The sequence below is a fragment of the Rufibacter sp. JT3400010 genome (assembly GCF_054956755.1).
The window spans coordinates 36,431-63,337 of record NZ_JBUDXA010000030.1 but is presented as its reverse complement, the minus strand read 5'-3'; the positions used below and the strand labels follow the sequence as shown (position 1 = coordinate 63,337).

The window sequence follows — 26,907 nt, the reverse complement described above, 5'->3', positions numbered from 1 at the left end:
CGGTGGCACTACTTCCGGAACTACTGCCGGTGGCACTACTTCCGGTGGCACTACTTCCGAAGGAAAAGGACCTGAACAAAATGTAAATAGTAATAATCCATCATGGGTTGCATATTTTATTGCGCTTTCTCCAATTCTTTTGCATGTAATAGTACTTTGTTGGGTTTGGTTTAGTAAAATGAGCATAAAGGAAGCTTTATCAGATAAAGAGATAGTAATGCAGGAGAATGCTGCAATTGCAAGAATCCAGATTGAAGAAGCCAGATCAATTTTTGGTAAATCTCCATTAACGTCAGGCCCTAACTTTCCTGAGGCAGCTACTTTGAATAACCTGATTGCTGCAGAAACTTCTTTACGAAATAAGTACTTAGATAATAGATTATTTCTACACCAGAAACAAATGGAAAATGGGACCCCACCTTCTGTTAGAGTTGCAAGTGTAAGCAGGTTAATAGTATTCATGGCAGGTCATACTGCAGTTGCAATTGGATCTGGTCTAGCTTCTTTTATTATTTATTATATGTTGATCACAAAGCCGGATGCACCACAAGTTCCTTCTCTAACCGGATTTGTAGGGGTGCTGTTAGCACTTGGAATTGGCGTAATACCTTATGCCGTAAATAGAATCGCATCCTCAGGAAACGAAAATCCAAGCCCAAAATAAGTTTATTAAAAGTGCTGAAAGTAAGGAACATTACATAATAATAAAACTAGTTCAAAAAGAAGAATTTGCAATTTAATAAAAAAATAGAATTAATGATTTTAATTATTTAAAGATAGAATAAAAACAAGGATAGCCTAGAGGACAAAATTCCAAATCTTCTAAGGAAGAAATGAATAAGCCAATTGATGCAGGAAGAGTAAATGTTAAAAAGGCTGTTGAAAAAGTAGTATATGCTTTAAGTATGGCATCCAATAGTACCACTGTTGAAGTGCAATTAACATCAAATGTATAGTATTCTTGCTACTGTACAAGAATGAAAGCCTCAAATTAAGATGAATTTGTATGGTGAAAAATCAAAAAGCCCAATCAATAATTGTACCATGCCTTAAATTTTTTATATAAGCATTTCTATAACTAGTATTTTTAAGGTTTGCTTATTACACATATTTCAGTTTTAATAATTATTTGAGTTAAAAGAATGCTTGAATTTTTTAACCAAATTTAAATCAATTCTATTTTATAGTATCTAATTTATTATATAACAATTCGCCGAATTTTTTTGGTTTTATTTTTTAATCTATTCCATAGCCAATAAACTCAGCTTGTAAAATGATATATATAACTATGTCAGAAGATGAATACAGAGTTATGGATATTGTAGTTAAAATAATTACCATTATTTTAACTACAATTGGGGTTTGGTTAAGTATTAGGACATGGCGAAGAACTATTTATGTAAAGAGGTCAGAGTTTTTAGAAATTCTTATAAAATCATTCAATGATCAGAATACATTCTTAGCTAAGCGGATTTTAGATGATTTTGGGCTTTTAACTACAGAATTGAAGTTGAGAATCGAAAAAGAACATCCTAAAATTAAAATAAAAGAAATAAGTAGCCTCACAGACCAGGAATTAATTGCTTATGGTAGCTTAATGCCTTTAAAAAAACAAGATTTTAAGGCTTTCATAAGTAGGATATTACGTGACCATTTGTCTGCAGGCGAACCTGTTACTTGCCCCAGTGAACAAAGGGCACGCCAATCTTTTGATGATCTTCTTGATTTCTACACAAAGCTTGAATATTATCTTAAGTTAAAGTTAATAACTGTAAATGAATTAACTTACTTTCATTATTTTCTAGCGCAATACGCTAGAAAAGATAAAGATTTAAGATTTGCATTAAGGTACGGTTATAAAACAGTACTTCGGTTAATGCATGTGATGAATATTTATTTCTTACAAAATAATGAATACTTTGAAAATACTAACCAAATGAATAAATACAACGAGTTAAGGAAAGATTATAAGCACTTAATGGGTGAAGTTAATGCTAATAAACAAAAAAGGAAATTTTATAATTTTCTATATAAAATTTTAGAATATAAGTTTTTTATAGTCATAACATTGGCTTAACCTGTTTAAATTAGTTAATCTAAAATTAACACTATTTTTTGTGTTTGTGATAATTCTAATTACCAATTTGAATTAAATACATAATGAAGGTTAAAGTAAGAATATTTTACTTGTTCTCAGCTTTTATTATTATAAGCTGTAATCCAACAGCTTATAGGGTAAAATCCATTGTTTCAAATCCAAGTTCAATTGACTCGGAGTTTCTTTTACCCCCTAAATCTAATTTGAAGCTCAATAAAAATGGGAATGTTATAAAAAGATTGAAGTACCATATTGTAAATATTGAAGGGTTAGACTCTGATTATGCAAACTGCTTGGAAAAAATCAGTGAAGCTAAATATGAACATGAAAGTTATTACTGGATAGAAGATGAACCTGAATACGGTTTAACTGTTAATAAGAGAAAAAATAGTTTTGATATAAAATCAAAATTTAAGTCAAGTAATAAATATGACTATTATGACGGTCCGGATGGTGCTTACAAAATAGGTTACTTAAGGAGTTCTCCTTTAAATAGAAGCGATCTTATTATAGAATTCTATTACGAAAGGATATTAACTGATAATAACAAACCTTGGGTTAATAAATTTACAGATTTAACCTTTCAATTGTTACTAGATTTAGATTTACTAGGAATTAATGAAAATTGGCCTAATTCAGTAAGTCAAAATATTGTTGAAAAAATCTACGAATTAATTCCTGCTCCACAAGAAGCATCATTAAGCAGGTACGGTTATAAGGCAATGGACAGGTTTTCTTTACTACCGTTAAATCCTAAAATTCACTTAAGAGTAGATCATTCCATTATTATTGATGGACGTAATTTAGAAAACGCTGGTATGGTGGATAGATATTTAAAAGAGATAAAGAGCTTAATGGATAAAAATGATAGAAGCATTGAGAAAAATACTGAGGAAGTTACATTGAGATTAAAAAGAAGTGAACTTGAAAACGCTTTGGATAATAACTTTTATTATGAACAGTTTTCAGGCCAATCGCTAATCAGCTTTAGGAGAATACAACTTAGTACAGGAATTGTTATAAATAATTTTGATCCATTTTTAAGTATTACTTTTTCTCGGAGTTCTGTTCCAAATAATAGATTTGGTGATGGAAATATTAAATTATTATCTTCTAGCATAGATCCTGATTTTTCTAAAGAAATAAATTCTGCTAAGTACCTATTTATTTACCAAAGTTATTTAAAAACCAACAATAGTAACGGTGGTTTTGAGGATGATGATGACTTATCGGAATATTGTAGGCAATATAATGGAATGCAATGTAATACATTGGTTTTGTATAGGGGGAATTTAGATATCTTAATGAATGATTCTACTTTGAACACCAACTTATCCCCATTCGGTGTTTTTGGTACCCGTAGTCCTATAGTTCCTGCCATACCTATTTATATCAGTTCTAATTTAAGTTACCAACCTTTTGGTTACAAATTAAAGGATGTTGTTGGTAATGGTTTGGTTTATCACAAACCTCTTGTAAAAAGACTTCATGGAAGTTCTCTCAGAAAAATTAAATATAAAAGTTCAAGATTTTATCTTTTACCTGGTGATGTTATAAATTATAAATAATACTAGTATGGTGTTTAAAAAGGTATACAATGATTTTTTTGCTCCTGATGGCAATAATGGGTATGTCAAGACATTCTTATATAAAAAGGGGAGTGTGGATGAGCAAATTTCATTTGATAACTCCTTTGTTGAAAACCAGACAAAATGGGTATTACTGTTTATTAAAGGTGAGGGTCATCCAAAAGATATAGATACAATTTTTCTTGATAAGCCATTTGAGTTACCACCCACTACTGGTTATTTTCTTTGGATGGATAACTACAGCTTTAATGATGATAATAAAAGGAGAATTATAAGGTTAGATAAAAGAAGGATAGAAGCCGCTGCTATCTCTCCAAAATATGCTTCTGGTAATACTTCAAAATACCGGTTTGTATTGTTGGGACTTAAAGATAAAAATGTTGATATCTCTGCCGATAAAATTTATATTAATGAATTATCGAATTTATTAGTTAAAGTTAATAAAGGTGAAATAAATCCAACTTTGTTTTACTTTGATTTGGGTATCGGCTCTCCTAATTTTAGCTCGATATACATGGAGTCAAAATTTAATAAGATTAAATTTATTCCAATTAAAATACCTTTCATTTCTCAAAAAAACATAGATGAGAGAAAAGAACCAGCAGTTACGTATGATCTTTTTCCTCAGGAAGAATTACCTGATGCAGAATTTAGAGGCAATTATTTTCCCTTCGAAGAACTTCAGGCTCCTGATGGAAAGTATATGAGCCATTTTACTCTTTCTAAAAAAGATTTAAAAACAAATTTTTGTGATAGTAAAGGAAACCAATTTGCCATATTTGAAACGGGTTCCAATTTGTATTTTGCTTTTGCTAGGTTAAATACTGATAGTACCGATTCTCGTTATGATAGACATTTTATAAGACCTTTAGGAAAAGTAAAACTTATTTCTAGAGGTAATGATGAGCAGTGTCTGTTGGGGTTTTCTGGTACAGAGTCTCTGGCGGCTTCTGCTGGTGAGATATTATTAGAATTTACTGATAGTTCCGATTCCTTGGTAGATGAAAAGGAAGGAGTGCTTAAGCAATACAATAGGCACACTACTACTACTTTAGTTACAATTGGCAATAGAACTCATAATATAGATTCAGAGCAGTCGCCAATTTTTTTAAATAAAGGGCCAGAAAGTAATTATTCCTTTATTAAAAATGCAGATTTAACATCTGATGTTACTATTCCCGTTATTCCTACCCTAGCTTTTAAAGGAGAACCAGAATTAATAAGGATTGAAGAAGTTTTAAGAAAAGACCGATATAAAAGGATATCGCCTTATAGAAAACAAGCACCGGCATTTTTCACGGATGAGGCTTATATAACCCCTCAAGGTTTTCTGAAAGAAGGTAATACTTACAATTTTGTTAAAGACGATACCCAAACGAGTAAGCTAGATGGTAGCAAATTTCAATTTTTACTTAAAGATAAAAGAGAAACTGCTGACCTTGATGCATCGTTGCGCAAAGACCAGGTTTTTTTGGTACTTACGCCTGGACTCTTGCAGGAATATTCTGATTTTGAGTTAAATGCCCGATTTGCTATTAACAAATCTAAATTGTCTGCTGAGCTTTTTGAAATTGACTTAACCACCTTATTTAAAGAAACCACAAGAGAAGAACTAATAGATGATACTATCATAGTCTTTAAGTTCTATAAAGGTAAAACGCGAGATTTATTAAATAATAGTGCCTTATGGTCTAATAATGGGGTTCAGTTAGGGGATCGAATAAGGCTTAATGAGATTATAAGAGAAATTAAAGACAAAAAATTACTTGAATTTGAAGATGATTATTTTAAGAACTCTATTCTGGATGATGAAGATTGGAAGGGTGTTTTTATATTAAACGTTCCTATTGGTAGTGCCGAAAACCTTCCTGCTATTTTTACTGGTTTGGCATCATCCCAGCGCCTAAATAAGAAAGACCAAAATAACAAACTTGCACTTAACACCGAGCTTAAATTTCAGTATGCGGCTTTTCCAGTTAACAAAACTAAATTATCCGATGGTAAGGTAGATATAAAATCTACTTCATTTTATGGTTTAATAGATTATAACCCCTTTAATGATCCAAAAGATTATAAATTAATATCAGATTATTTTAGTAATGATAAATGGAAATTTATACTTTCTAAATTAAAAGTAAAGTTTAGAAACTCTTCCATTGAAGATTTTGAATCGTTTGCTTTTTTGCAAGTACCTGGTTTATTCGATGATAATGTACGTATTGATCCATTAAAATTATCTCATGATAATGATGGGCATACAACTGAGAAGCCAAATTTAATTCGGTTAAATGGAACGTACCAGAAGAAAAATTTAATTCAGGCTAACCAGGAAGATCAGAGCGAACTTGTATTTACTTCCAAATTAAACGGAAAGATAAAGTTTGGAGAAGAAGGTGACAAGGCTATACTGAAAGAAATCGAGATTAACAGAATTGGTTTTAGCTATGCTCCCGAAACAGATGGCTTCCGGTTTGACCTGGATGCCCGGGCTAAATTAGATAGTTGGGATATTCCTAATATTATCTCCCTTGAATTTATAGACTTTTCCAATATCGGGCTTGCTTTTAAGTTAGATAAAGTAGAACTTCCGGATATTATTCCTGATTTATCCAACCTGTTTGTACTTCCAAAAATAAATTTTGAGAAAAAAGGTTTCTTAACCAGCTTTCCCATTCGCTTCAGCCATTTCCAAAGTTTTAAAATGAAGCGGTTGGATGCTTCTGGTATTGATATTGATTTCGATTTTTTCCAACTTCCTCTTTTTAGGGTTCCGGATATATCCATTGGCAAATCTGTTAGCCTCTTCTCCTTTGTTTTTGACCTGGATCTGGGCACATTAGGTAATTTAGCTGCCTTGAGAGCAATTAAAGGGCAATTACTTTTTGGCTGGAGTATCAAAGGAGGCTTTGCTGTTGGTTTTAAGTTTGACCGCCCAAGTAAAAAAGGATTACATCTAGAATTATTTGGGTCTTTAAAGTTAAATATTGCTAAAGTAGATGTTTGTAAGCTCGGCGAACAGTATGTTTTAAATCTGATAAATGCCCGGTTAACAATTTTAAACATCCAACTACCACCAAAGGAAGATAATTTTAGTGCTTTAATTTTTGCCAAACCTGGAGATAAAATTGCCTGGCTTGTTTCCTATGTATCCAACGCAAGTAATAAACTTACCTTAGGTTTAGGGCAAAGGGTTAGCATTAATGGCTTGGACCAAATTAAAGTTGTCAATGTCGCCATGGATCAAATAAAGATAATTTTTGATCCTGAAAACGATATTTGCAAAACAGGCAATTTCCCGACTAAGCTTTATAATCCAAATAGTAACTTATTAATAGCTTCTGAAAATGTAATTCCTGATTCTTGGAAAGATGTTATTGATCTTAAGTTTGTTTTCAATGATCCTGTATTGTATGGTGTGTATGTGCAATTAGTAGGATTATTTGGAATTGATATCCTTTATAAAAAGGTCTCAGAAAACTTAGGAGTTTGGTCTCTTGAATTTGCGCTAGATCCAAGCCTCCGAAATATAGATTTGGGTGGAGCAGCTTTAACGTTGCCTAACATTGGCATAGATATTTATACCAATGGTGATTGGAAAGGAGATGTTGGTTTTCCTAGAACAACGAATGATTGGTCGCGTTCTTGTCTAATCCAAATTAAGCCATTTGTAGGTTGGGCAGGTATGTATATTACCCGGCTTAGCTCGGCTACATTATCTATTTTCGATCATTATAAGCATTTACTCCCCAAAATAAAGGGTAATCCGACTAGCAATCCAGGAGATGGAGTAAGTATTATCCAAGCAGGTTTTGCCTTCAGAATAGGACTGGGGGCATATATTGATAAAGGTATATTTTATGTGGGAGCATCTATTAGTGTGTATGGTATACTGGAAGGTGCTTTCGCGTTCAACAAAGATAAGCCTGGTGGATTAAAAACATTTTTTCCTGATCATTTTGCTTTGCGGGGTAGAGTAGGCGCAATTGCTGAATTGATAGGTTACGTAGATTTTAAAATTATTAAGGCCTCGGTATACATTATGCTGAGGGTGGAATTCGGATTTTTATTAGTTATCATAAACGGTAGTTTAAAACCTGTGCCAATTTACCTGGAGGGGGAAGTTAATGTTAGGGTAAGAGTTACTATAGCTTGCTTCCGGATATTCCGGAAGAAAATTTGTATTACAATAACCTTGTCCTTTTCTGCGAAAGTACGGTTGCCTTATACAATTGGCGGATCCGACAGAAGATTCCGTATTTCACGATTAACGGCAACAAAGGCACCAATTAAGATTAAGTTTGGCCAGATTCCAATTATTTATGTTCCTGCAGTTACAAAAACAGCGGAAGGCGAAAGAAAACTTATCCATCAGTTTGCTGTCAATTTTTTTGGATACAAATTCGATAATGAAGCAGGTAAAAAAGAATTGGTATTCTCGGAATTTAATTTGCTGAAAGACAATATTATTAAGCCCATTTTCGAAGCTGTATTTTCAGTTTATGGACCTTCACTTCCTTATGAATTTTTGCGATCTGTTTTTCTTGAGGGCGAGCAAGGTGAAAACATTGAATTTGATACAAGTGATTTTGTGCCAGTGTTTTACTCCGGCTATACGGAGGACGATAAAACTGATAAAGCATTTTTAATGGATAACTTTGGCTTTAGCACAAAAGAGGCTGACGAGTTTATTGCGCTTATAAAAACCAATGACTGCAGTAACGGGACACAAAGTGAATCGTGCCCTTTTAGGCCCATTCCTATTCCAATAACATATAAAGTAAAAGCACAAGAAAAAGGTCAAAAGCCTTTTTATACAGAGAATGGCTTTAAGCTAATTTTATCAAATATTTTTGAAGATAATACAAGTAAGACCACAATTACACAAGAAATACTAAACAGAAAAGAATACACTCAAGACCAAATAGCCCAAATTGAGGAGTATTTTGACGCTTACATGACCCAATTTGTTAACAGGAGCAAATCTTCGGGAATGGCGGGGTTAGAAAATTTATTGGATGTTCGGGAAAATGCCATTATTCCAGAATATTTTAAAATGATAGGCTTGCTTACTTTAGAGGCCTGTTACAATATTTTTATAAATCAAATTGATAAACGCCAGGCAAACACCGTGTTACCCGATGTTGAATTGGATAAAGTTCCTTCATCAACCCCCGGAAAGGATAATTATTTGTTTGTTTTCCGCTATAATGAAATTACAATTGGAGAAGACGGAAATGAGTTAAATACACCTAAGAAGGTTGAAATTAAACCATTAGAAGTTGTAAACACCGTTGTTGGACAGCTAAATTATTTTTACAACAATGGCTTACAATTACCAGATGTACTTCACCCTAAAACAGTTGATAACAAAGAATATTATGAGTCAATACCTTTTTATAAATTAATAGGGCAAACGACCACCATTAAAGGATTTGTTGAAAATGCTAATTTATCAACAGCAGATGTCAGAATAGAAAAAGTGGATATCTCCAGCCCAACTCCTAAATCAATATCTTTTCAAGGAGATATGTTTTCTGATAAAGGACTTGAAGACTTTATTGCAGAAGGTGAAAAAATATTTAACGTTAATTTGGAAGAAGTTAAAAACCAATTCATTTCTATTAATGAGGAAAAACCTTTTCAACTGGTAGATGTCAAACTGCCAATTACCAACAGTAATATCCTGTTAAAAGAAAATAATTTAGTTTATCGTTACTTTACAATTCCTGAAAAAATATATCAACATTTCAGTAGAAAGAAGGTTAATCTTAACCTCAAGGTATATAACAATGCTGATTCTATAGAATTGAAGGATTCAATACCTTTTACTTCCAGTGCAAATGTGGAAGTAAAAGTAAAGCCTCACTTGGTAGGTGGCAAAACTAAACTTTTAGAATTAGTGAATGTTTTTATCGACGACCTTACTTTAATGCATCAGATTAGGGAGTCAAATACATCGATTAGCAAGATATCTATTTATTTAAGTAAGAAAGATAATGACATTGTAAGTTTCATACCAATCATTAAACCTGGGGAAGAAACCAAAACGAGAATAATTAAAACAAATCTTTCACCTAAAACGCACCCTCCTGTAATACTACAAGAAAAAGCACGTGCTTTGGCCGAACCAGAGAGTTTTTTGGCTAACCTTAGTGAGAAAGAAAAGTTTATCAATATTTTATGGGAAGGTGTTATTACAAACAATGGTGGTTTTTATTTACTGGAAAGTGAAAATTCCGAAATCTTTAATAAAGAGATTCCTGCCGAGAAACCTGATAATGCAACGCCTGAATATACATTAGTTTTCTGTTTCGAATCAGAGGCAGGTATAGCTTTTAATGGATATAACAATTATATCAAGGTAGTTGATAATGATGGTTTGTTTGAGAAATTAGACAGATCCGTGTATAGTTTATTTGTAGAAGTATTAAAGGTTAAAGTGCATGAACAAACTGGCCAGGAGGTGTTAGAACCAGTTAAAGAATATCATGCTACCATGCCGGCCCATTGTTTTGGTTTTATTATGGCACGTAATGAGCCAAAGCCTGGTCTTGGCCAAGAGATTTTTCTGCCAGTAGAATTCGGTATAGAAGGTAGCCAGGAAATAACTCGTAGTAAAGTTCTACCACTCATGCCAACCCATAAGTATGATGAAAAAGGTGATTTAATCTCTGGAAAAATTTTTTATAATCATATCACTCCAATCGATAAATTAAGTTCTGAACGAAATTTAGATCGGTATAAATATATAGGAAAGGAAATAACGCTTTCTTTTGGTGTAAGAGATATTTATGGTTACCATTCTTTAGATTTAACTAAAAAATTTAATTATAAGCACAAGTATTTTGATAAGCTCATCCCTATTAACTCATGGCCTTTTATTAGTTTTTCCTATTGGTTTAAAGAATATAAAGAGAATCAGCTTGTTTTTGAATTAAAAATAAAAGCTTTCGAAAATCAAGATCTATCTAATGGTTTTTCAAATAATAAAAAAAGAATATTAGAAACTGTAAATACAATTATTGCACAGATTAATGATGATAAGGCCAATGTCATTTTCAATTATCCTTTTGTAAAAAAGGATACAAACTTAAAGCAAATTTGTATTGATTTTCTGGAACATATTTATAACAACTTTGAAGAGCCTATACTTAAAGAAAGTAGAGATTTAATTTTCTCTATAAAAGGTAAAGATGAACTAAAAACCCAACTTTTGCCATTACTTACAATCAAAAGGCCTACAGATGAACAATTGTTTGTTTTAACTGAACAGGATACTTGGGATGAGAATATGCGACGAGAGGTAGAAACCCCAATTTCTTTGTTTAAACCAAAAGAGGATGTTGCAGTGGAGAACCAAAAACCGGAAGATGTACTTAAAGCATTAAATCAATCTATAAGTAGCGCTCCTTCTTGCCCTTATACATTAGGTTTAAGTTCTAATGACAAAAAGAATAAAATAATTTATTTAATAAGACGGGATCTACTAGAAAAGTTGAAACCAGGTGAATTAATTCCACTCCAAAGAACAAGCTATTATGCTATTAAGCCTTACAGTAACCAACTTTGGTCTGGTGATTATAAACCTTATACAAGTAGTAACGCAGCAAGTACCTTCTCCAAAGTAGATTTAGACAAAGGTTTGCGATTGATCCTGGCTAAAATTGACCAATTGCTTTCTCCTAACCAAATAACAGGATTAAGCCGTGCTGATACAACAGGTAAAAATTATGCATCTATATTGTTGTATAATAAAAAGAAATTAGTTGAGCAGGAATTAAAGAATAAAACGGGAAATGTCGATTTACAAGATTCTGAACTTCCACCAATTAGCCAGCAGGAAAAGTTGCAACGGGAATTTCGGGGTTTGTTAATGGAGAGGCTGGAAAACTTTTATAGTTATGATGGAATTATAAACTTAACACCATCTGATTATAACGTTGAAATTTTCAAAAATTATAGGCTTACTATAAGCATTGATAAACAGGAAAATTTTAATTTAATATCTTCTAAAATTGATTTTACAATCATTAATAATGAGTATTGGCCTCAAACTGATCCAAAAGAGAATGATAAAGTTAAACCTAAATGGTTCATATTGTTTGACCAGATAAATTTTAAGCCTAATATAGAATTAAAGTTTTTACCAAAAATAACGCATATTGAATTTGATATTGAGAAAATTGGAAATGAAATTGAAAAATCAACTTGGATACAGTTGATAGAACCAATCTTGTTGATAACAGAAATTAGAACCGATACAAGTACAAATGAAAAGCAATGGCCAAGAATTATTAGGAGGTTTCCATTGAAACCAAGTATAATTGGGCATAAAGCAGAACAAAAGCAAAAGGATAGTATCCTAAGCTGGAGCGAGGATATAGGCAAATGGAGTTACGAATTAAAAATTGCTGATCCGGATTTGATTCCAGGAGTTCCAGAAGACCAACAAGATGCTTATGTCGCTAATGATCAATTGGATATTACGATAAAGGTAAAAGATTTATTTAAAGCTTCTGCACGATCAAATAAAGATTTTAAAGGATTTATTGCCTATTGGTCATCAATGTTGGAGCAAAATAATCTAACCTTTAATGACAGAGATTTTATAGATGATTTAACATCCCAGATTTCAGCCCAGTCTTCCTTTAATTCAATATTAAATAAAGACGAGAGAACTTTTAAATTTTCCTTAATTAAAAATGTTGCAGGTAAATGGGAGCATGTAAAAGATTCTTTAGTAAAGTTTAATATTAATGCAACTAGAAAAAACGGTGAATTAACTATTGTTCTGGATGGGGAGGGCTTCGATATTCTTAAAAGTCTGGAAAGAAGAATTATTTCAGTAATGCCAGAAATAAAGAGTGTTAGAAACAAACGAATTAAAAATGAAGAGTTTATATATTCAACCGAAACTGTAAGTACCTCAACTTGGGCCAGCCCACAAATAAGGTATCATTCCCCTATTTTATTACCAAGAACTGTGAATTTACAGCAGGTTTATGAAAAAATAAAAACTGTTAACCTTCCATACAAATCAACTGCAAAGTTTCTAATAAACACAACTGATTTAAACCAAGATCGAAAAGCAAAGTTACCAGTTGTTATACTTAAACAAATGGAGTTCGAAGCTGGGGGATTACCATCGAAGGACACCAATGAAAATTCCTTTGACGATAAATATAAATCTTACAGTAACGGCTATCCTGCAGTTTCAATAACGATTTATAACAATACTTCTGATGAAATTGATTTACCAGTTTTTGTTGCTGATACAATCTTTAAAAGTTAATTATTTTTGGAGATTTTACATAAAATCTTAATGCAAAATAAGCTTTAATGTAAAATTAAATTTTTGGTTAAGTTTCGCTGTTAATTATGAAATAAATATAAGTTAAGGAAAATTAAAAATGGTTATTTTAGATGATGTTAATACTGACGTAGGGTGTTTCCAACACTTGCTTCTGGCTGAAGCACGTACGCCAATGCAAGTAGGCTATAATTTTGAGGAAATTAATGTTGTACTAGAAGCTATGAAGTCGGTGATTATTAATAGAAAGGCCTTGGGGAAAAGTTATATCTTTTGCTCAAAAGAAGCCAGGACATACATTGATTTTATATGCGCACCAGTTTCATCAAGTGGCTGTCAGGCAAAACAATTTAAAGGATTCTCCAATAACACCATTGGGAAAGTAATAATTGATAGTCCAATTCTAAGCAGGATTAATGAGGCTGTAAATATTGCTAACAATACCCAACACCCGGAAAGCACAAAATTAAAGAATCATATAACTCATATTATTTCTACATCTAAGAATACTATTCAGGATCCATATAGAAATATCCCTGAATTAATATATGGGATAAGGGTGTTAAAAGGAGTTTACGGATGGAGAACCGCAGGGTCGGATGACCCGGGTGGCATCTTTGTAAAAGTGCCACAAACGGCTCCTCCCTTAACCCATCCTAATGGTAATATACAAGGTATTCAATTTTATACCATAAAAGAAGAGACGATGCAATTGAATGAAGAGGAGTATAAACTATTTTTATCAAAATCTATAACTGTATAAAGTTCTTTATTTCAGAATTAACATATTTCATTTTTTAGCCTATTTCCTTTTTTTAAAGCTGTATTCCTTTGGTTTTAACTTAATTAATTGAAGTTTACCTAAGTATAGATTAAGTCAAGTTTTTGAATTTTTAAAAAGCTATTTATTATTATCAGTTTAGATTCTTACATTTTAATTGCATTGATTTAAAATTGGTTTGGGAAAATAATAGAGCTTGCCATTAATAGTATTGATATAGTATAATAATACTACTTTTCTGTCCCTTATTGGTTATTGAATTTCATTTATTACTAGATAATTAAAATTATGCAAAATACAATTGTTGCAGCGGAACAATTTCCAAATATGAAGTATTTGGCTAATTCATTAAACAGTTATTTGGCAAAGCACCCGGATTGGGATATTGCTTCCCTTAATATATTAGCTTCAGTAACCGGTATAGATGCATTTGTGATTTTTAAAGGTATGGAAGTGTAGCAGAAACTAATAATTCAGTTGAAGAGTTGCCTTTAAATTTTGAAACTTTTTTGGTTAATCCCCCTCCAAAAAGGGTACCAACTAATAATCCTGTCCCTTTTGCTCAAGAGCCTTCCCAAAATAGTTATTGGCCAATTGATTCCAATATTTCCGAAGGACGTTTGGTTTCATATGAATCCCAAGATGGATTTGTGATAGGAAGAAAGGGAAGGAGATTTTTAGCTGACAGGAAAACCAAGTCCGGTGATTCAAGATACCATGTTGGCATTGATTTATTTGGCTATCATAATGATCCGGTTTTTGCATGTGAAGATGGTAAAATTATTGCTTTTAAATATTTTTATAAGGCTAAAAATGGAGATGAAACCTATGCCTTGCTTGTACAGCATTCAAATATTATAGCAAACTACGGGGAAGTCACGGTAGATTCTTTAGATCGACTCAATTTAAACGTTGGTGATTTTGTGAAAGCTGGACAGCAAATTGGTTTTATAAGTGCAACTAATATGTTACATTTTGAAACCTATAAAGTAGAAAATAATAACAATTCTCAACTACCGCTTAGATGGATGAAGGATAAGCCTAATCCTCCAGCCAGGTTACTAAACCCAACTAAATATTTGTTGTACTTAAAATCAAATGGCTTTTCAGGTGGTAATTCTGACCTTGTATCCTGATTTTCTATAATTTAATTCCTTATGTTTTTTTAAAGTGCTTAAATTGGAAACACAAAGTAGAGACTTGTTTGGGAATTACCCTTATTGTTTCAAATGAACAAGGTTATTAAAACAATTAAAACACTTTATTGATTAAATAGGTTTATTAATTTTTTAAATTCATTTGCTATGGACTATCCTTCCACTTCTACAGAGCTTATAGAAAGAGCTAGAAAAATGCTAAATCAAGGAAAAAGTATAAATTAGGTAAGGGTGGAAAGAATCCTAATTCCAAATTTGCATTTGAAGGATCAGATAAGTTGCTTGACTGTAGTGGATTTGTAGCTTGGTGTTTAGGTATAAACAGGCATATACAAAATGAATTTTATGCTAATTATAATGGTGATGGTAATAAAGGATGGTTCGAAACCACAGCTACATTTAAGGATGCTTTAAATCCTAAAGGATTATTAACTAGAATAGAAAAGGCAATACCCGGCTGTATAGCAGTATATGGTGATTATTATGTAAATGGAAAGCAGAAAGAAGGACATATGGGTATAGTTACGGAAGTTTCTGAAGAAGGTCTGGCTAAGAAAGTTATTCATTGCTCAAGCTCAAACACAGGAGATGCTGTAAAAGAAAACACTAGTAAAGCTCTAATAAATAATGAAAAAGTTATTTTCGCCTGGTTTGATAAATTAATAAATAAAAGTAGTTTGCCATTAGATTTTAGTAAAACATATTCAGATGAATCGTTTTTAATAGAAAGGGTTTCTACCTCTAAAACTAATTCGGATGAAAATAAACTATATTCTGTTTTTGAGTTCAGAAGAAATGAAAATTTAATATACCGTGTCTGGGGGGTTGCAGGAGAAGGAACTATAATTTGTCAATCCTATGCAAAAATTTGTGCTGATGGAGCTCCTAATGCTTACAAAATTGGAGATAAAGGTATTGATTATTTGGCCAATGCGGGTAAGCCTCCATTTAAAGGAGCTCCAACCGATAAACTTCTTGACCAATGGTCCTGGTGGGGAATTGTAACCGACAAAAATAACAATCCAATCTATCAAAAAGAAGATGATCCATTCCCTGGCTATTTTGTTTCAAAAACTGCACATGGCGATTGGGAGAATTTTGAAAAATCAGATCCTAAATGTTATGTAAATGCTAATGAATTTCCTTATGTAGTTTTACCTAAAAAAAGTAACCTTGGTGCAAAGCTTGGTGATTTTGCTTATATTATTGATAGAAAAACTGGAAACTATACTGCTGCTATTTATTCAGAGGTAGGTCCTGCAGATGCTTTTGGCGAAATATCTATTAAAGCTGCCGAAATTTTAAAGATCCGTTCTAACCCAAAAAGTGGCGGAACCCTCCGTAAGGATGTTCTTTATATTGTGTTTTCTGGAAGTGGCAATGGAAAACCAAGAAGGTTTGATGAAATTCAAGATATAGGTAATAAATTATTTAAAGATTGGGGAGGATTGGAAAAAGCTAATAAACTCCCAAAATTGAGTGTTTGAAAACTATTTATTTTGATTTGAAAATTATAGAATTTAGTTGTTGAAAAGTGTATTCTTCAATTTTAGTATTGTCTAAACTATTAAAAGTATGAGGTTGGAATTGTGTTTTGTTATCATATTTACCAGTAAATAAATTATAATTTAAAAACCAGAGTTAAAATTTCATATCTATATAGATTTTTAATAATGTGAGTTTCTTATGTTTTTCTTAAATTATTATACCTTCGAACCCTGATTGATGAACTTATATTTTATACATTAATTTATTATTTATAAACCTGAAATTTTATGAAAATTCATATTCTTGACATGGGTAGTGAAAAATATGGTGATTGCATCTTGATCACCAATGGCGAAAAAAAAATTCTTATAGATGGTGCTCACCCAGGTGATAGCAATACAATTCGGTTTCAATTAAATAAATTATTGAATATACAACCTCCTTTTGTATTTGATCTGCTGGTTGTAACGCATAACCATAGTGACCATATTGGGTGTCTTCCAACACTGGTGCGTACGGGTGATATCAAAGCTAAAAATGCCTTACTTATTGATCCCGATTGGAGATGGGGAGATAATTATAAAGATGAGAGTAAAAATGACTTCGGGCAGGCTACTGCATTGATTGAAGCCTTAAATGAAGAATTTAGAAGTGACCTAAATGATGAGCAATTATTGCAGTTTATTTTTGAAGCTTCTATGTTAAGGCAAGATTACCAAGGGTTAATAGATTATTTGAGGAATGATGGGTGTGAAGTAACCTTATATGATGGTGTAAAGGAGAATTATACTAAATTAGAAAAAGAATTCGCAGATTTTGGTATGGCTATTATTGGTCCATCTAATAATCATTTAAATATAACTAAAGAAGCTTTGTCTAAAGATCCAAGTGTTAATACTTTTAATGGTCAATTTTTATATGATTCTAAATTAATAATTGAACGGTATAATGAAATTATGGCTTTCGATTCAAGAGGAGCAATCAATTGTGAAAGCATTGTGTTAAAGTTTGATTCGGATGGATGGTCAGCTCTGCTTGCAGGAGATATGCAATTTGCAAAACCTGAAGTTTTTGGGCTTGAGGAAGAAATGAAAGTTTTATCTGATTTAGTATTGGCTAGTGGTCCCTATGATTTTATAAAAACTTCTCATCATACTTCTTATGATGGTTTATCAGAAGATTTACTTGATAAATGGATAGAATCAAAAATTGTTATGTTCGCCCATTCAGGTGGTGCAAATGATTCAATGCATCCTGAGCCAGGTGTTTTGTCTTTTCTGGAAAAAAAGAAAGAGAAAATCTTATTCGCTCGAACAGATAGAAATGGTATTATCTCAATTGGAAAAAAAGACGGAAAGTTGGAAATGGAAGTTTCAAAAGGGGTGATAAATGATTTTATCAAAAATGATTAATAAACCAATCAATGAATATAAAAAGATTTGATTTCTTTAACTTTTGTTTTTATATTATTAATGTGGATAATCATTTTCTTAAATCTTGAACCTCTTGTTTTTGTAATTTTACAATGTCCTTTATCGCATCTCTTAAATGTTTTTTATTCTTATAAGCATCTATTGAAATCCTAATTATTTTTTCTTTAATCAAATCTTTTAAAATCTCAGTTAATTCATCACCAATTGCCTTAATTGTACTTTCCGCAAGGTTCTCCTTGTTTAAAACACTTTTCAAATGGACCCTTAATGTACCAGCATGTTTGTCAAAGGTAATCTGAATCATTTCTAGCCCATTATTAAATTCTTGAGATAATTTAAAGCGGACTAATTCAATAAAATCTTGTTTCCACTGATTAAAGTATATCGAAACTTCTTCATCTGAATAGTCTTTCCATAGATTAAATATTGTAGTTTTTTCTGATGACACTATTTCTGAAGTGTTTACTGTAGATTGTTGGTTGAGTTCATTTTTTGGTATTTCTGTATCTTTAATGCTTATCTCGGTTGTCGTAGAAAACTGGATTTTGTTATCTGATATTGGTTTGGCAACTGTTTTTGACATAGAACTAAGTAGCAAAGAAATAATTGCAAATGCACTTTTTCCCATTGCTTGGAGTACTTCATAGTTGTCATATTCAAGTTTAACACTTTCCATACGCGGTTGGTTTCCAATGATATCGTTCTTCGCATCTTTGGTTAAGTCGACAGTGGCGCTACCAAGAAACATTGCTGCTATAAGAACAAATACAGTTTTTCTAATCTCACCCATAAATTCAATTTTATTATTATTCTTATTAAAATTAATTATGATTTTATTTTATTTTTGTGAACAAGTTTATGATCCCTTTATTTCTTCACATAACTAAACCTAAATGAAAAATAATGTATTTTGTCTAATTAATTGTTTCAGTAATCATTACTGAAACAATTTTCAATTTTACTAGAAAGTATAGTTAATGCATTGTGATTTTATGGTTTTGTATTATAACTAGTAGTGCCAAGGTTTTTGCAGAATATTTATTTTTTGTTGTTTTTCTAGAACTATCATTCATTGTTTTCTTATTAGATAAGTATAATCAATTAAGATTTATAAACAATTATACCTCATTATCCATCTTTGTTTTTGATTTAGTTTAAATTATAAGAGCGTATAAGTCTTGGTGAATAAAAAGGTTATATGAAGTTCGATTGTCATGTTTTATAAATTTGTATGTCGTTTTTTCTTGTTCCTATTATTTTTATAACTTTAACGAATTAATTTAACTAGTATTGGTTTATCTTGATCATCGATACTTATTTTTATAAATATATTTGTTGTTATACCTATTCCAATCATTATCAATAAAACGTGGAGGAACTCCCAAAATAAGTGTACCCTCTGCCTAGCCATCCAAGAGTTTGCTTTATTGTTATGGCTTTTAAAAATTGGCCAATTAAAGTTCTTGTAATGGTTTGTACTTCCCTCATCTCGCAAAATTTTTAATTGCCTTTTATTTGCAAGTGGGTTTATATATAATTTATCTATTTCGTTCCTTATCGCTCCCATAATTGAAGTATGATACCTAAATCTTTCATAATGCTTTCCTGCAAATAAAAATCCGTAAACACCCAAAAGTATAACTGACAAAGACGCCCAAACAGACCATATTGAAAGTTTATCATATGTAATAAATGCAATTAAGGCACCATTTATTGTTAAAATTATACTTGTCATTCTTTCGCGATAGTTCTCGTGCTGTCTTGCTTGCTGAGCATGCTCATTGTAGTAAAATATTAATTCTTCCATATATTATGTATTTGTCGTACATTAATTATTAAATGAGTATCGTAAATATTTCATTGCGCATAACTTTTGCAAATATGTCTCTACCTATCCGTCTATTAGATGAAATTTCTGAAAGCTTTAATTAATTCTTGTTTACCCTTTACTTATATGTATTTCTGTTTTCTTTTTTTTATTTGCTATCCTAGAGTAAATATTTTCTTTTGAATAATATGTTTTCTTTCTGTTGTTTATGAAGGAATTAAGTTAATTCGTTAAAGGTAAAGTTGCAATACTTATTTTTTGGTATTTTATCAAAATATGTATAAAGTTTACTTTTGTAAGCACACTTAAATTTAAAATCAAAGATTATGCAAAAAGTAAACATTAATGATGGTGAAAAGAAAAAGTGAAAAATTCGGTTGGGGTTAAATGAATAAGGTTAATAGATGATCATATCTAAATATAAAGAAACAAATCTTATCCTTGAGTCAGATTGGTTTCGCTTATCATTTTCCTCTTGCTCTATTTTATCAATTTCTTCGTTGGATTTGGCTTCATAGCGCTTTCGCTTGATCTCTTGCTCAGACAGACCAGAAGAAGCCTCAATTCTGATCTTCTGCTCTTTGCCATTTCCTTTGTCCTTGGCAGACACGTGCAGGATACCGTTAGCGTCAATATCAAAGGTTACTTCGATCTGCGGAACACCACGTGGCGCTGGTGGAATGTCTGACAAGTGGAACCTTCCGATGGTGCGGTTATCGCGGGCCATCGGGCGCTCACCCTGCAACACGTGGATCTCCACGCTTCGCTGGTTGTCAGAAGCGGTTGAGAAGGTCTCAGACTTTTTGGTTGGGATAGTGGTGTTAGACTCAATCAACTTGGTCATCACACCTCCCATGTTCTCGATACCCAGAGAGAGCGGAGTCACGTCAAGCAACAACACGTCTTTCACCTCACCGGTCAATACACCACCCTGGATAGCGGCACCAATGGCTACTACCTCATCTGGGTTCACACCCTTAGATGGTTTCTTGCCGAAGAACTTCTCTACTTTCTCCTGGATTCTTGGGATACGGGTAGAACCACCCACCAAGATTACTTCGTCAATGTTCAAGAAGATCAAGAGTAAGCTAAATGGTTTGGATAAAATCGGCTATTTTTCTAACTTGTTTTATTTACAAGTTTAAAATGGTTAAAAGAGTCATATTCTTCCTCTCGTTGGGTCTGACAGGTGGCGTGGTTTTTTCTAAACTGCTAAAGGCCAAACGAAAAACGACTACTCCTGCACAAGAACCCGGCTTAAAAAACTGGGCCGGCAATCTCGCCTATAGCACCAGCAAAGTACATTATCCAGCCTCTGTGGAAGAGGTGCAGGTTATTGTAAGAAATTCCCAGAAGGTAAGGGCGGTAGGATCACGGCACTCTTTTAACCAAATCGCTGATAGCGGAAAGGATCTTATTTCCCTTCAATTTATAGCCTCTGTGGTTTCCCTAGACAAAACTGCCTATAATGTGACGGTAGAAGGAGGAGTGCGGTACGGAGAACTAGCCGAAGTTCTGCAGGAACATGGCTATGCAGTGCCTAACATGGCTTCCTTACCGCACATTACAGTAGTTGGAGCGTGTTCCACAGCCACACACGGCTCTGGAATACAAAATGGCAACTTGGCTACCTCTGTTTCTGCCATTGAGTTTGTGAATGCAGCTGGTGAGTTGGTAATTATGTCCCGGCAGAAGGATGGAGAACAGTTTAATGGTGCAGTAGTGGCGCTTGGTGGTTTAGGCATTGTGACTAAAATCACTCTTGACTTAGTGCCTTCCTTTAAGATGACGCAGGTAGTGTATCGGAATTTACCTATGCGAGCTTTGCAGAATAATTTTGTAGAAATCATGTCCAAAGGGTACAGCGTGAGCCTGTTCACCCATTGGGAAAACCAAAACATTAACCAGGTTTGGGTAAAGAGCAAAGTAGAGGAAGGTGTGCCAACCATTATTGAACCAGAGTTGTTTGGGGCAAAACTCGCTACTCAGAAGTTGCACCCTATTGAGAGTGAATCAGCGGAGAATACTACTGAGCAATTGGGAGAAGTTGGTGAATGGTACGAGCGTTTGCCGCACTTTAAGATGGGGTTCAAACCTAGCGCCGGAGCCGAATTGCAGAGTGAGTACTTTGTGGCCATTGAACATGCCTATGAAGCCATCATGGCAATTGAATCACTGCACGAGAAGATTAAGCCGCATCTGTTTGTTTCAGAAATCAGAACCATCAAAGCGGATGAGTTGTGGCTAAGCCCGCAATACAAGCAAACTACCGTGGCGTTTCACTTTACCTGGAAGCAGGATGAGGAAGTGGTGATGCAACTGCTTCCGTTAATTGAAGAGAAGTTAGCTCCTTTTAATGCCCGGCCGCACTGGGGAAAACTGTTTACTATGGAGCCCGAGGTGTTGCAGGCCCAATATGAAAGGATGGAGGATTTTAAGCGATTGCTTCTTCAGCATGATCCGGAAGGAAAATTCAGGAATGAGTTTATGGATAAGTATGTGTTTGGTGTTTCCTGACTTGGGTTTTTTAGGCATTTCTAACCAGCTTTCTGAAAAAACGGCTAAAAACGCCCTCACATTAGAGCATAAAAAAAGCCTCTCCCAATCGGAGAGGCTTTTTTGTACTATGTCTTTATGTCTAAAGACTAAGCGCGTTTAACGTTGATGGCGTTTAGTCCTTTTCTTCCTTCTTGAAGATCATAGACTACCTCGTCGTTTTCTCTGATTTCATCTACTAATCCAGATACGTGTACGAAGTACTCCTGATTTGAATTGTTGTCTTTGATAAAACCGAACCCTTTAGAGTCGTTGAAGAATTTTACTGTTCCTTGATTCATGATATTGTTTATTATACATCTACTACCCTCAAAGGTAGACATTAGTTCAAGGTTACCTAGAAAAAGTAAAATTTTATTTTTGATAAGTGAAATTACACCTTTTGTGAAGGAAGCTCTTCTTAGGCGTTCTCTCCTATATGTTGGTCTTTTACTTTCCCGTAGGTAAAAGCAAATGTGGGTTTATCTTTTGGGGTAATTTCACAAAACAGGTTCAAATCCGCTTTTCTTTGTTCAGGTGGTAAGGGAAGAGCACCTTCTGAAAAAGTATTTCCCGCATGAGAAAACATTAGGGTAGTTTGTGTATATTCATCCTAAAGCTTACCAAAATTCTCTTCCATGAAAACCATAGATAAACTAGCCTGGATTGAAATCCATGACGGGCGAATATTGAGTACGCGCAGTGTGGGCCGTACGAAGTACTATATTCCGGGTGGAAAGCGAGAGGCAGATGAAAACGACTTTGCGGCCTTGTCCAGAGAGATCAAGGAGGAGCTGGAAGTAGATTTGGTAGAGGAGACGGTAAATTACTTCGGGACGTTTCAGGCCCAAGCCGATAGTCATCCAGAGGGAGTGGAGGTGAAAATGACGTGTTATACCGGAGCTTACAAGGGCAACATACAACCGGCAAACGAGATAGAGGAAGTAGTATGGCTTGGCTACTCTGACCGGGATAAAGTTTCGCCGGTGGACCAAATTATATTTGATTGGTTGAAGGAAGAGAAGTTGCTAAAGTAGGTTCTTTAATTGCCAAGACCAATTTGAGGCTCTTTTAAGGAAAAGAGGATTAAAATGAAATCTACTGTCAAAGACACATACCTTTAATTTAGGCAAGAGGTTTATAGGCGAGATTAGTCAATCTTAAAGGTCAAGTCCAAAAGGAATCCCCGTTGCAGATGTTTTTATCAAAAATTCTGCAACGGGGATTCCTTTGTGTATTATTTGTGTATTATCAATCATTCACTCAATCTCTCACTCACTTAAGCCGCCTGCTCAATCTTTACCTTCTTTCCTTTCAGCTTTTCATTTTGCAGGAGTTGCACTGCTTTTTCCAGCTTCTTTTTAGAAACGGCCACGAAAGCGGCATTATCCAACAGTTCTATACGGCCCAGTTCTGATTTGTCTAAGCCGCCTTTTTGCAGCATCCAGCCTACAATATCTACTTTGTTGACCTTGTCTTTTTTGCCCGCACTAATGTAAATGGTTTCCCAGGGCGAAGGAGGGGGCAGGGTAGCTTTGGCAGGCAAGTTCTCCAGTGGCGGATTCTTGGAAAGGTAAGGCGGCTTTTCACCGGGTTGCAAGAGCAGGTAACTGGTGCCTTTGGCGTTCATGCGGGCGGTGCGGCCATTGCGGTGGGTGAAATTTTCTTGATCAGGAACCTGGAAATGGATAACAAATTCCACCTCGGGAATGTCCAGGCCCCGGGCAGCCAGATCAGTACTTACTAAGGTGCGGTAGGTGCCGTTCCGGAACTTCATCAAGGTACGTTCCCGGTCTGGTTGCTCTAAGCCTCCGTGGAAGATGCCATGAGGAAGGCCTTTGTCGCGCAGGAAATCACTTACTGCTTCCACCGTGTCGCGTTGGTTGCAAAACACCATGCTGGAAGCGGTTCCAATTGAGCATAACACACCCATCAGAGCCGACATTTTGTTTCCATTCTGAACTTCTACCGCTTTCACCTGCAAATCCGGGGCATTAGTTGCCTCCTGCAGGAAGTTCACAGTAATGGGGCTCTTAAGCTTGGTAAAGGAAGGAACCTGCGGCATGGCTGTAGCCGAAACCAGCAGTCGTTTGTCTACATTCTTGAGCTGCCCGATGATATAGGCCATGTCTTCCTGAAACCCGTACTCCAGGGATTTGTCAAACTCGTCTAGCACCAGAGTTTTTATGGCGGCGGTAGAAAAGTTTTCTTCCCGTAAGTGATAGGCGATTCGGCCGGGGGTACCCACCAGTAAGGCGGGTGGATTGGCTAAGCTGCGTTTCTCTGGGTTGGTGGCATGTCCGCCGTAAAGGCTATCTACCCTGAAGCCGGTAGCCATGCTTCTGAACACCTGCTCTATCTGCATGGCAAGTTCCCTGGAGGGAGCCAGAATAAGCGCCTGCACTTCCTGCACTTCGGGCTTCAGGCGGGGCAATATTGATAACAAGTATCCTAATGTTTTCCCTGATCCTGTTGGTGATAATAAGATGACATCACTTTTCTGGGCTGCTGCCAGCGTTTGTTCCTGCATCTCGTTCAGGCTGGAGATCTTCAGGGTGTCTAGGATTTTCTGGAGCATGGGATCTTCGTTTAGAGCGTAAAGGTAGCTATTAATCGCGCAGGGTTTCGAGCTAAAAAGGAAAGCGGCTTGCAGTACAATATGGGTAACGAGTAAGTCTGCCGCAGGGGTGGGCCTTTTGAAGATTGAGCCGCTTCGGCTTTTGGGGTATTTTGCTCAAAACGGGTTTGAAACAATTCAAAGCCTCGGCATAAAATCTAAGGAAGTTTTAGTAATATTTACATCGGAAACACGACAAATACAGCACAAGACCTTCGATTTAAAAAACCGTTGGCAAGAGATGGAAGTGCATAAGGCAAAACATTTCCTGTCTTGATCTGGTGAAAATGGGCATTTACGTGTGGCCTGCGTATAGGATTAGGCATTTACTGCGTTTTTGAAATAAAGAAACAACTATGGCAATCTTCTTCGCATTCCTATTGGCCGGATTTCTAGGGTATATTTATGGCCATTACATCAGGCCCAACAATAAGCTGCAACAGACGCTGAAAGACGTGCAAGAGAAATGCCGCGCGGTGTTGGAAGACGAGAAAAAAGGCGTGTACAAAACCATTGTCACTGACAACCAGAAATCTTCTGAGTTGGTGGTAGAGGTGAAGGAACTGGCCGTGACGCAAGGTGGGCAGGTGAAAGTGGAATACCTGAGTGCCTACTACAAGAACCCTGTTTTCAGGACCCGCAAAGGCGCTGAGTTACTGCAGGAAGTACATGGTTTATTAGGTGATTATTTGCCTAAGCATGAAATTGAATGGTATGAGGTCAATGACCGCCACCAACATATCAAGGCATTTGTAAATGAGTTAGAACCTGTTCAAAACCTCCGCATTCAAAGAAACTAAGCACTATGGAAAATAAAGAAATCGTCTTATCTGAAAACAAAGAGCTGGTGCAGCAGAGAGCCCAGGAAATCTCCAAGACAATTGACCCCAGCAAGCCCGAAAGCCTCAGTTCCTTTGGGGTAGAGACGCAGCGCAAACTGGGCTATTACTCCAATGAACTTCTGACCAAGGTGAAAGCCAAGGATTCAGGTGATGCCGGGGCGGCCATCAATGAACTGCTCACCCAGATCAACATGATCAAGGTAGACGAGACCGAGAAACCCGGTTTCTTCTCGCGTCTTCCGTTTGTGGGTAAGATCAAAAACAAGACGCAGCAACTGGCCAGCCAGTACAACTCCGTTTCTGAGAACGTAGATGATGTGGTGGTGAAACTGGAGAAAACCCGCCAGAGTGTCTTGAAAGATTCTACCGGGCTGGAGGTCATGTTCAAGCAGGTGGTGGAGTACATCCATGAAGTGCGCTCCCTCATTGCCGCCGGGAGAATGAAGATTGAAGAGATTGAGAACGAACTGATCCCGCAGTTGCAGTCTGAAGTAGAAAGCAGCGGTCAGGACGAACTGGTGGTGCAGCGCCTGGCAGATATGGTGGCGTTTAAAGACCGTTTAGAGAAAAAGGTGCATGATTTCACCTTGTCGCATACCATTGCCACGCAGTCTATGCCGCAGATCAGGATGATACAGACCACCAATGACGTGCTGGCCCAGAAAATCCAGAACTCCATTGTGACTGTGATTCCGGTGTGGCGCCAGCAGGTAGCCATTGCGCTAGGCCTGGAGAAACAGCGCAAAGCCCTGGAAATTCAGAAAAAAGTAACCGACACCACCAATGAGATGCTGCTGAAGAACTCGCAGTTACTCAAAACAAATGTGGTGACTGCTGCGCAGGAAAACGAAAGGGGCATTGTGGACGTGGACACCCTCAAGAAGGTGAACAAAGACATGGTGGAAACCCTGGATGCCGTGATCAAGATTTCTGAAGAAGGCAGCCGCAAACGCGCCGAAGCCGTGAAAGAACTCGCGCTGGTGCAGGAAGAACTCAACAGCAAGATTCTGGGCACGTTAAACAAATCCAAAAAGATTGAGATTGATTAATGCCAGATAATTCCTCTACCCCTACATCTCTGAACGGAGTCCTGACGCAGGAGCAGGACTCCCTTTTAGATTTGTATATCAACAACCTGGACAATTTCTTCGAGAATCAGAAAAACGCCGAGAAAATACAGGTTGAAATTGAGACGCTCCACCTTAAAAAGTTACTGACTGAATGATGAG

General features: G+C 35.2%; 19 protein-coding genes and 1 pseudogene. 14 read left to right on the top strand and 6 right to left on the bottom strand.

The features are described 5' to 3' along the window. From ACY0JR_RS19875 to ACY0JR_RS19835, 9 genes are all read left to right on the top strand, one after another. The coding region (locus ACY0JR_RS19875; RefSeq protein WP_462635915.1) for a hypothetical protein at positions 1-664 on the top strand (664 nt) is incomplete at its 5' end. A 624-nt stretch (positions 665-1,288) separates the two neighbouring features. Further along, positions 1,289-2,077: a hypothetical protein gene (locus tag ACY0JR_RS19870; protein WP_462635914.1), complete on the top strand. Its 789-nt coding sequence runs from the start codon at positions 1,289-1,291 to the stop codon at positions 2,075-2,077. 83 nt (positions 2,078-2,160) lie between these two features. Beyond that, positions 2,161-3,666, top strand: coding sequence for a hypothetical protein (locus tag ACY0JR_RS19865; RefSeq protein ID WP_462635913.1), 1,506 nt, complete (start codon positions 2,161-2,163; stop codon positions 3,664-3,666). A 7-nt stretch (positions 3,667-3,673) separates the two neighbouring features. Further along, on the top strand, positions 3,674-12,979 hold the full coding sequence (locus ACY0JR_RS19860) for a hypothetical protein (protein ID WP_462635912.1): 9,306 nt from the start codon (positions 3,674-3,676) through the stop codon (positions 12,977-12,979). Positions 12,980-13,097: 118 nt separating this feature from the next. Next, on the top strand, positions 13,098-13,760 hold the full coding sequence (locus ACY0JR_RS19855; RefSeq protein ID WP_462635911.1) for a hypothetical protein: 663 nt from the start codon (positions 13,098-13,100) through the stop codon (positions 13,758-13,760). 306 nt (positions 13,761-14,066) lie between these two features. Further along, positions 14,067-14,237, top strand: coding sequence for a hypothetical protein (locus ACY0JR_RS19850; RefSeq protein WP_462635910.1), 171 nt, complete (start codon positions 14,067-14,069; stop codon positions 14,235-14,237). A gap of 26 nt (positions 14,238-14,263) precedes the next feature. Next, positions 14,264-14,914 carry a M23 family metallopeptidase gene (locus tag ACY0JR_RS19845; protein ID WP_462635909.1) on the top strand — a complete coding sequence of 217 codons (651 nt, stop codon included), beginning with the start codon at positions 14,264-14,266 and terminating at the stop codon, positions 14,912-14,914. Positions 14,915-15,213: 299 nt separating this feature from the next. Continuing rightward, positions 15,214-16,422, top strand: a complete 1,209-nt coding sequence (locus ACY0JR_RS19840) for a hypothetical protein (RefSeq protein ID WP_462635908.1) — start codon at positions 15,214-15,216, stop codon at positions 16,420-16,422. A 288-nt stretch (positions 16,423-16,710) separates the two neighbouring features. Then, a complete protein-coding gene (locus ACY0JR_RS19835; RefSeq protein ID WP_462635907.1) occupies positions 16,711-17,835 on the top strand; it encodes an MBL fold metallo-hydrolase in 1,125 nt (374 codons plus the stop codon). A gap of 70 nt (positions 17,836-17,905) precedes the next feature. On the opposite strand, the gene ACY0JR_RS19830 is transcribed toward ACY0JR_RS19835, so the two are convergent. The 3 genes and pseudogenes from ACY0JR_RS19830 to ACY0JR_RS19820 form a co-directional block, all read right to left on the bottom strand. Beyond that, complete coding sequence (locus ACY0JR_RS19830) at positions 17,906-18,646, bottom strand: hypothetical protein (protein ID WP_462635906.1); 741 nt, start codon at positions 18,644-18,646, stop codon at positions 17,906-17,908. A gap of 477 nt (positions 18,647-19,123) precedes the next feature. After that, positions 19,124-19,663 carry a hypothetical protein gene (locus ACY0JR_RS19825; protein WP_462635905.1) on the bottom strand — a complete coding sequence of 180 codons (540 nt, stop codon included), beginning with the start codon at positions 19,661-19,663 and terminating at the stop codon, positions 19,124-19,126. 457 nt (positions 19,664-20,120) lie between these two features. After that, a pseudogene (locus ACY0JR_RS19820) lies at positions 20,121-20,753 on the bottom strand (Hsp70 family protein); the annotation flags it as partial. Positions 20,754-20,830: 77 nt separating this feature from the next. Between ACY0JR_RS19820 and ACY0JR_RS19815 the strand changes: the two are divergent. Further along, on the top strand, positions 20,831-22,201 hold the full coding sequence (locus tag ACY0JR_RS19815; RefSeq protein WP_462635904.1) for an FAD-binding protein: 1,371 nt from the start codon (positions 20,831-20,833) through the stop codon (positions 22,199-22,201). A 128-nt stretch (positions 22,202-22,329) separates the two neighbouring features. Here the strand turns inward: ACY0JR_RS19815 and ACY0JR_RS19810 are convergent, their stop codons facing one another. Then, complete coding sequence (locus ACY0JR_RS19810) at positions 22,330-22,521, bottom strand: cold-shock protein (protein WP_062542011.1); 192 nt, start codon at positions 22,519-22,521, stop codon at positions 22,330-22,332. Positions 22,522-22,640: 119 nt separating this feature from the next. Continuing rightward, positions 22,641-22,808 (bottom strand): hypothetical protein, encoded by a 168-nt coding sequence (locus tag ACY0JR_RS19805; protein ID WP_462635903.1) that lies wholly within the window; start codon positions 22,806-22,808, stop codon positions 22,641-22,643. Between the two features lie 49 nt (positions 22,809-22,857). Between ACY0JR_RS19805 and ACY0JR_RS19800 the strand changes: the two genes are divergently transcribed. After that, positions 22,858-23,256 carry an NUDIX hydrolase gene (locus ACY0JR_RS19800; RefSeq protein ID WP_062542010.1) on the top strand — a complete coding sequence of 133 codons (399 nt, stop codon included), beginning with the start codon at positions 22,858-22,860 and terminating at the stop codon, positions 23,254-23,256. A gap of 242 nt (positions 23,257-23,498) precedes the next feature. Here ACY0JR_RS19800 and ACY0JR_RS19795 read toward each other — a convergent pair whose 3' ends face one another. Then, positions 23,499-24,797 (bottom strand): DEAD/DEAH box helicase, encoded by a 1,299-nt coding sequence (locus tag ACY0JR_RS19795; protein ID WP_462635902.1) that lies wholly within the window; start codon positions 24,795-24,797, stop codon positions 23,499-23,501. Positions 24,798-25,192: 395 nt separating this feature from the next. Between ACY0JR_RS19795 and ACY0JR_RS19790 the strand changes: the two genes are divergently transcribed. From ACY0JR_RS19790 to ACY0JR_RS19780, 3 genes are read left to right on the top strand one after another with little or no spacing between them, the layout of a single operon-like run. Further along, the gene (locus ACY0JR_RS19790) at positions 25,193-25,636 is read left to right on the top strand and encodes a hypothetical protein (protein WP_462635901.1); all 444 of its coding nucleotides are present in this window, start codon (positions 25,193-25,195) and stop codon (positions 25,634-25,636) included. 5 nt (positions 25,637-25,641) lie between these two features. After that, positions 25,642-26,727: a toxic anion resistance protein gene (locus ACY0JR_RS19785; RefSeq protein ID WP_462635900.1), complete on the top strand. Its 1,086-nt coding sequence runs from the start codon at positions 25,642-25,644 to the stop codon at positions 26,725-26,727. Further along, positions 26,727-26,903, top strand: a complete 177-nt coding sequence (locus ACY0JR_RS19780) for a hypothetical protein (protein WP_462635899.1) — start codon at positions 26,727-26,729, stop codon at positions 26,901-26,903. The genes ACY0JR_RS19785 and ACY0JR_RS19780 overlap by 1 nt, the downstream gene beginning before the upstream one ends. Positions 26,904-26,907 lie beyond the last annotated feature (4 nt).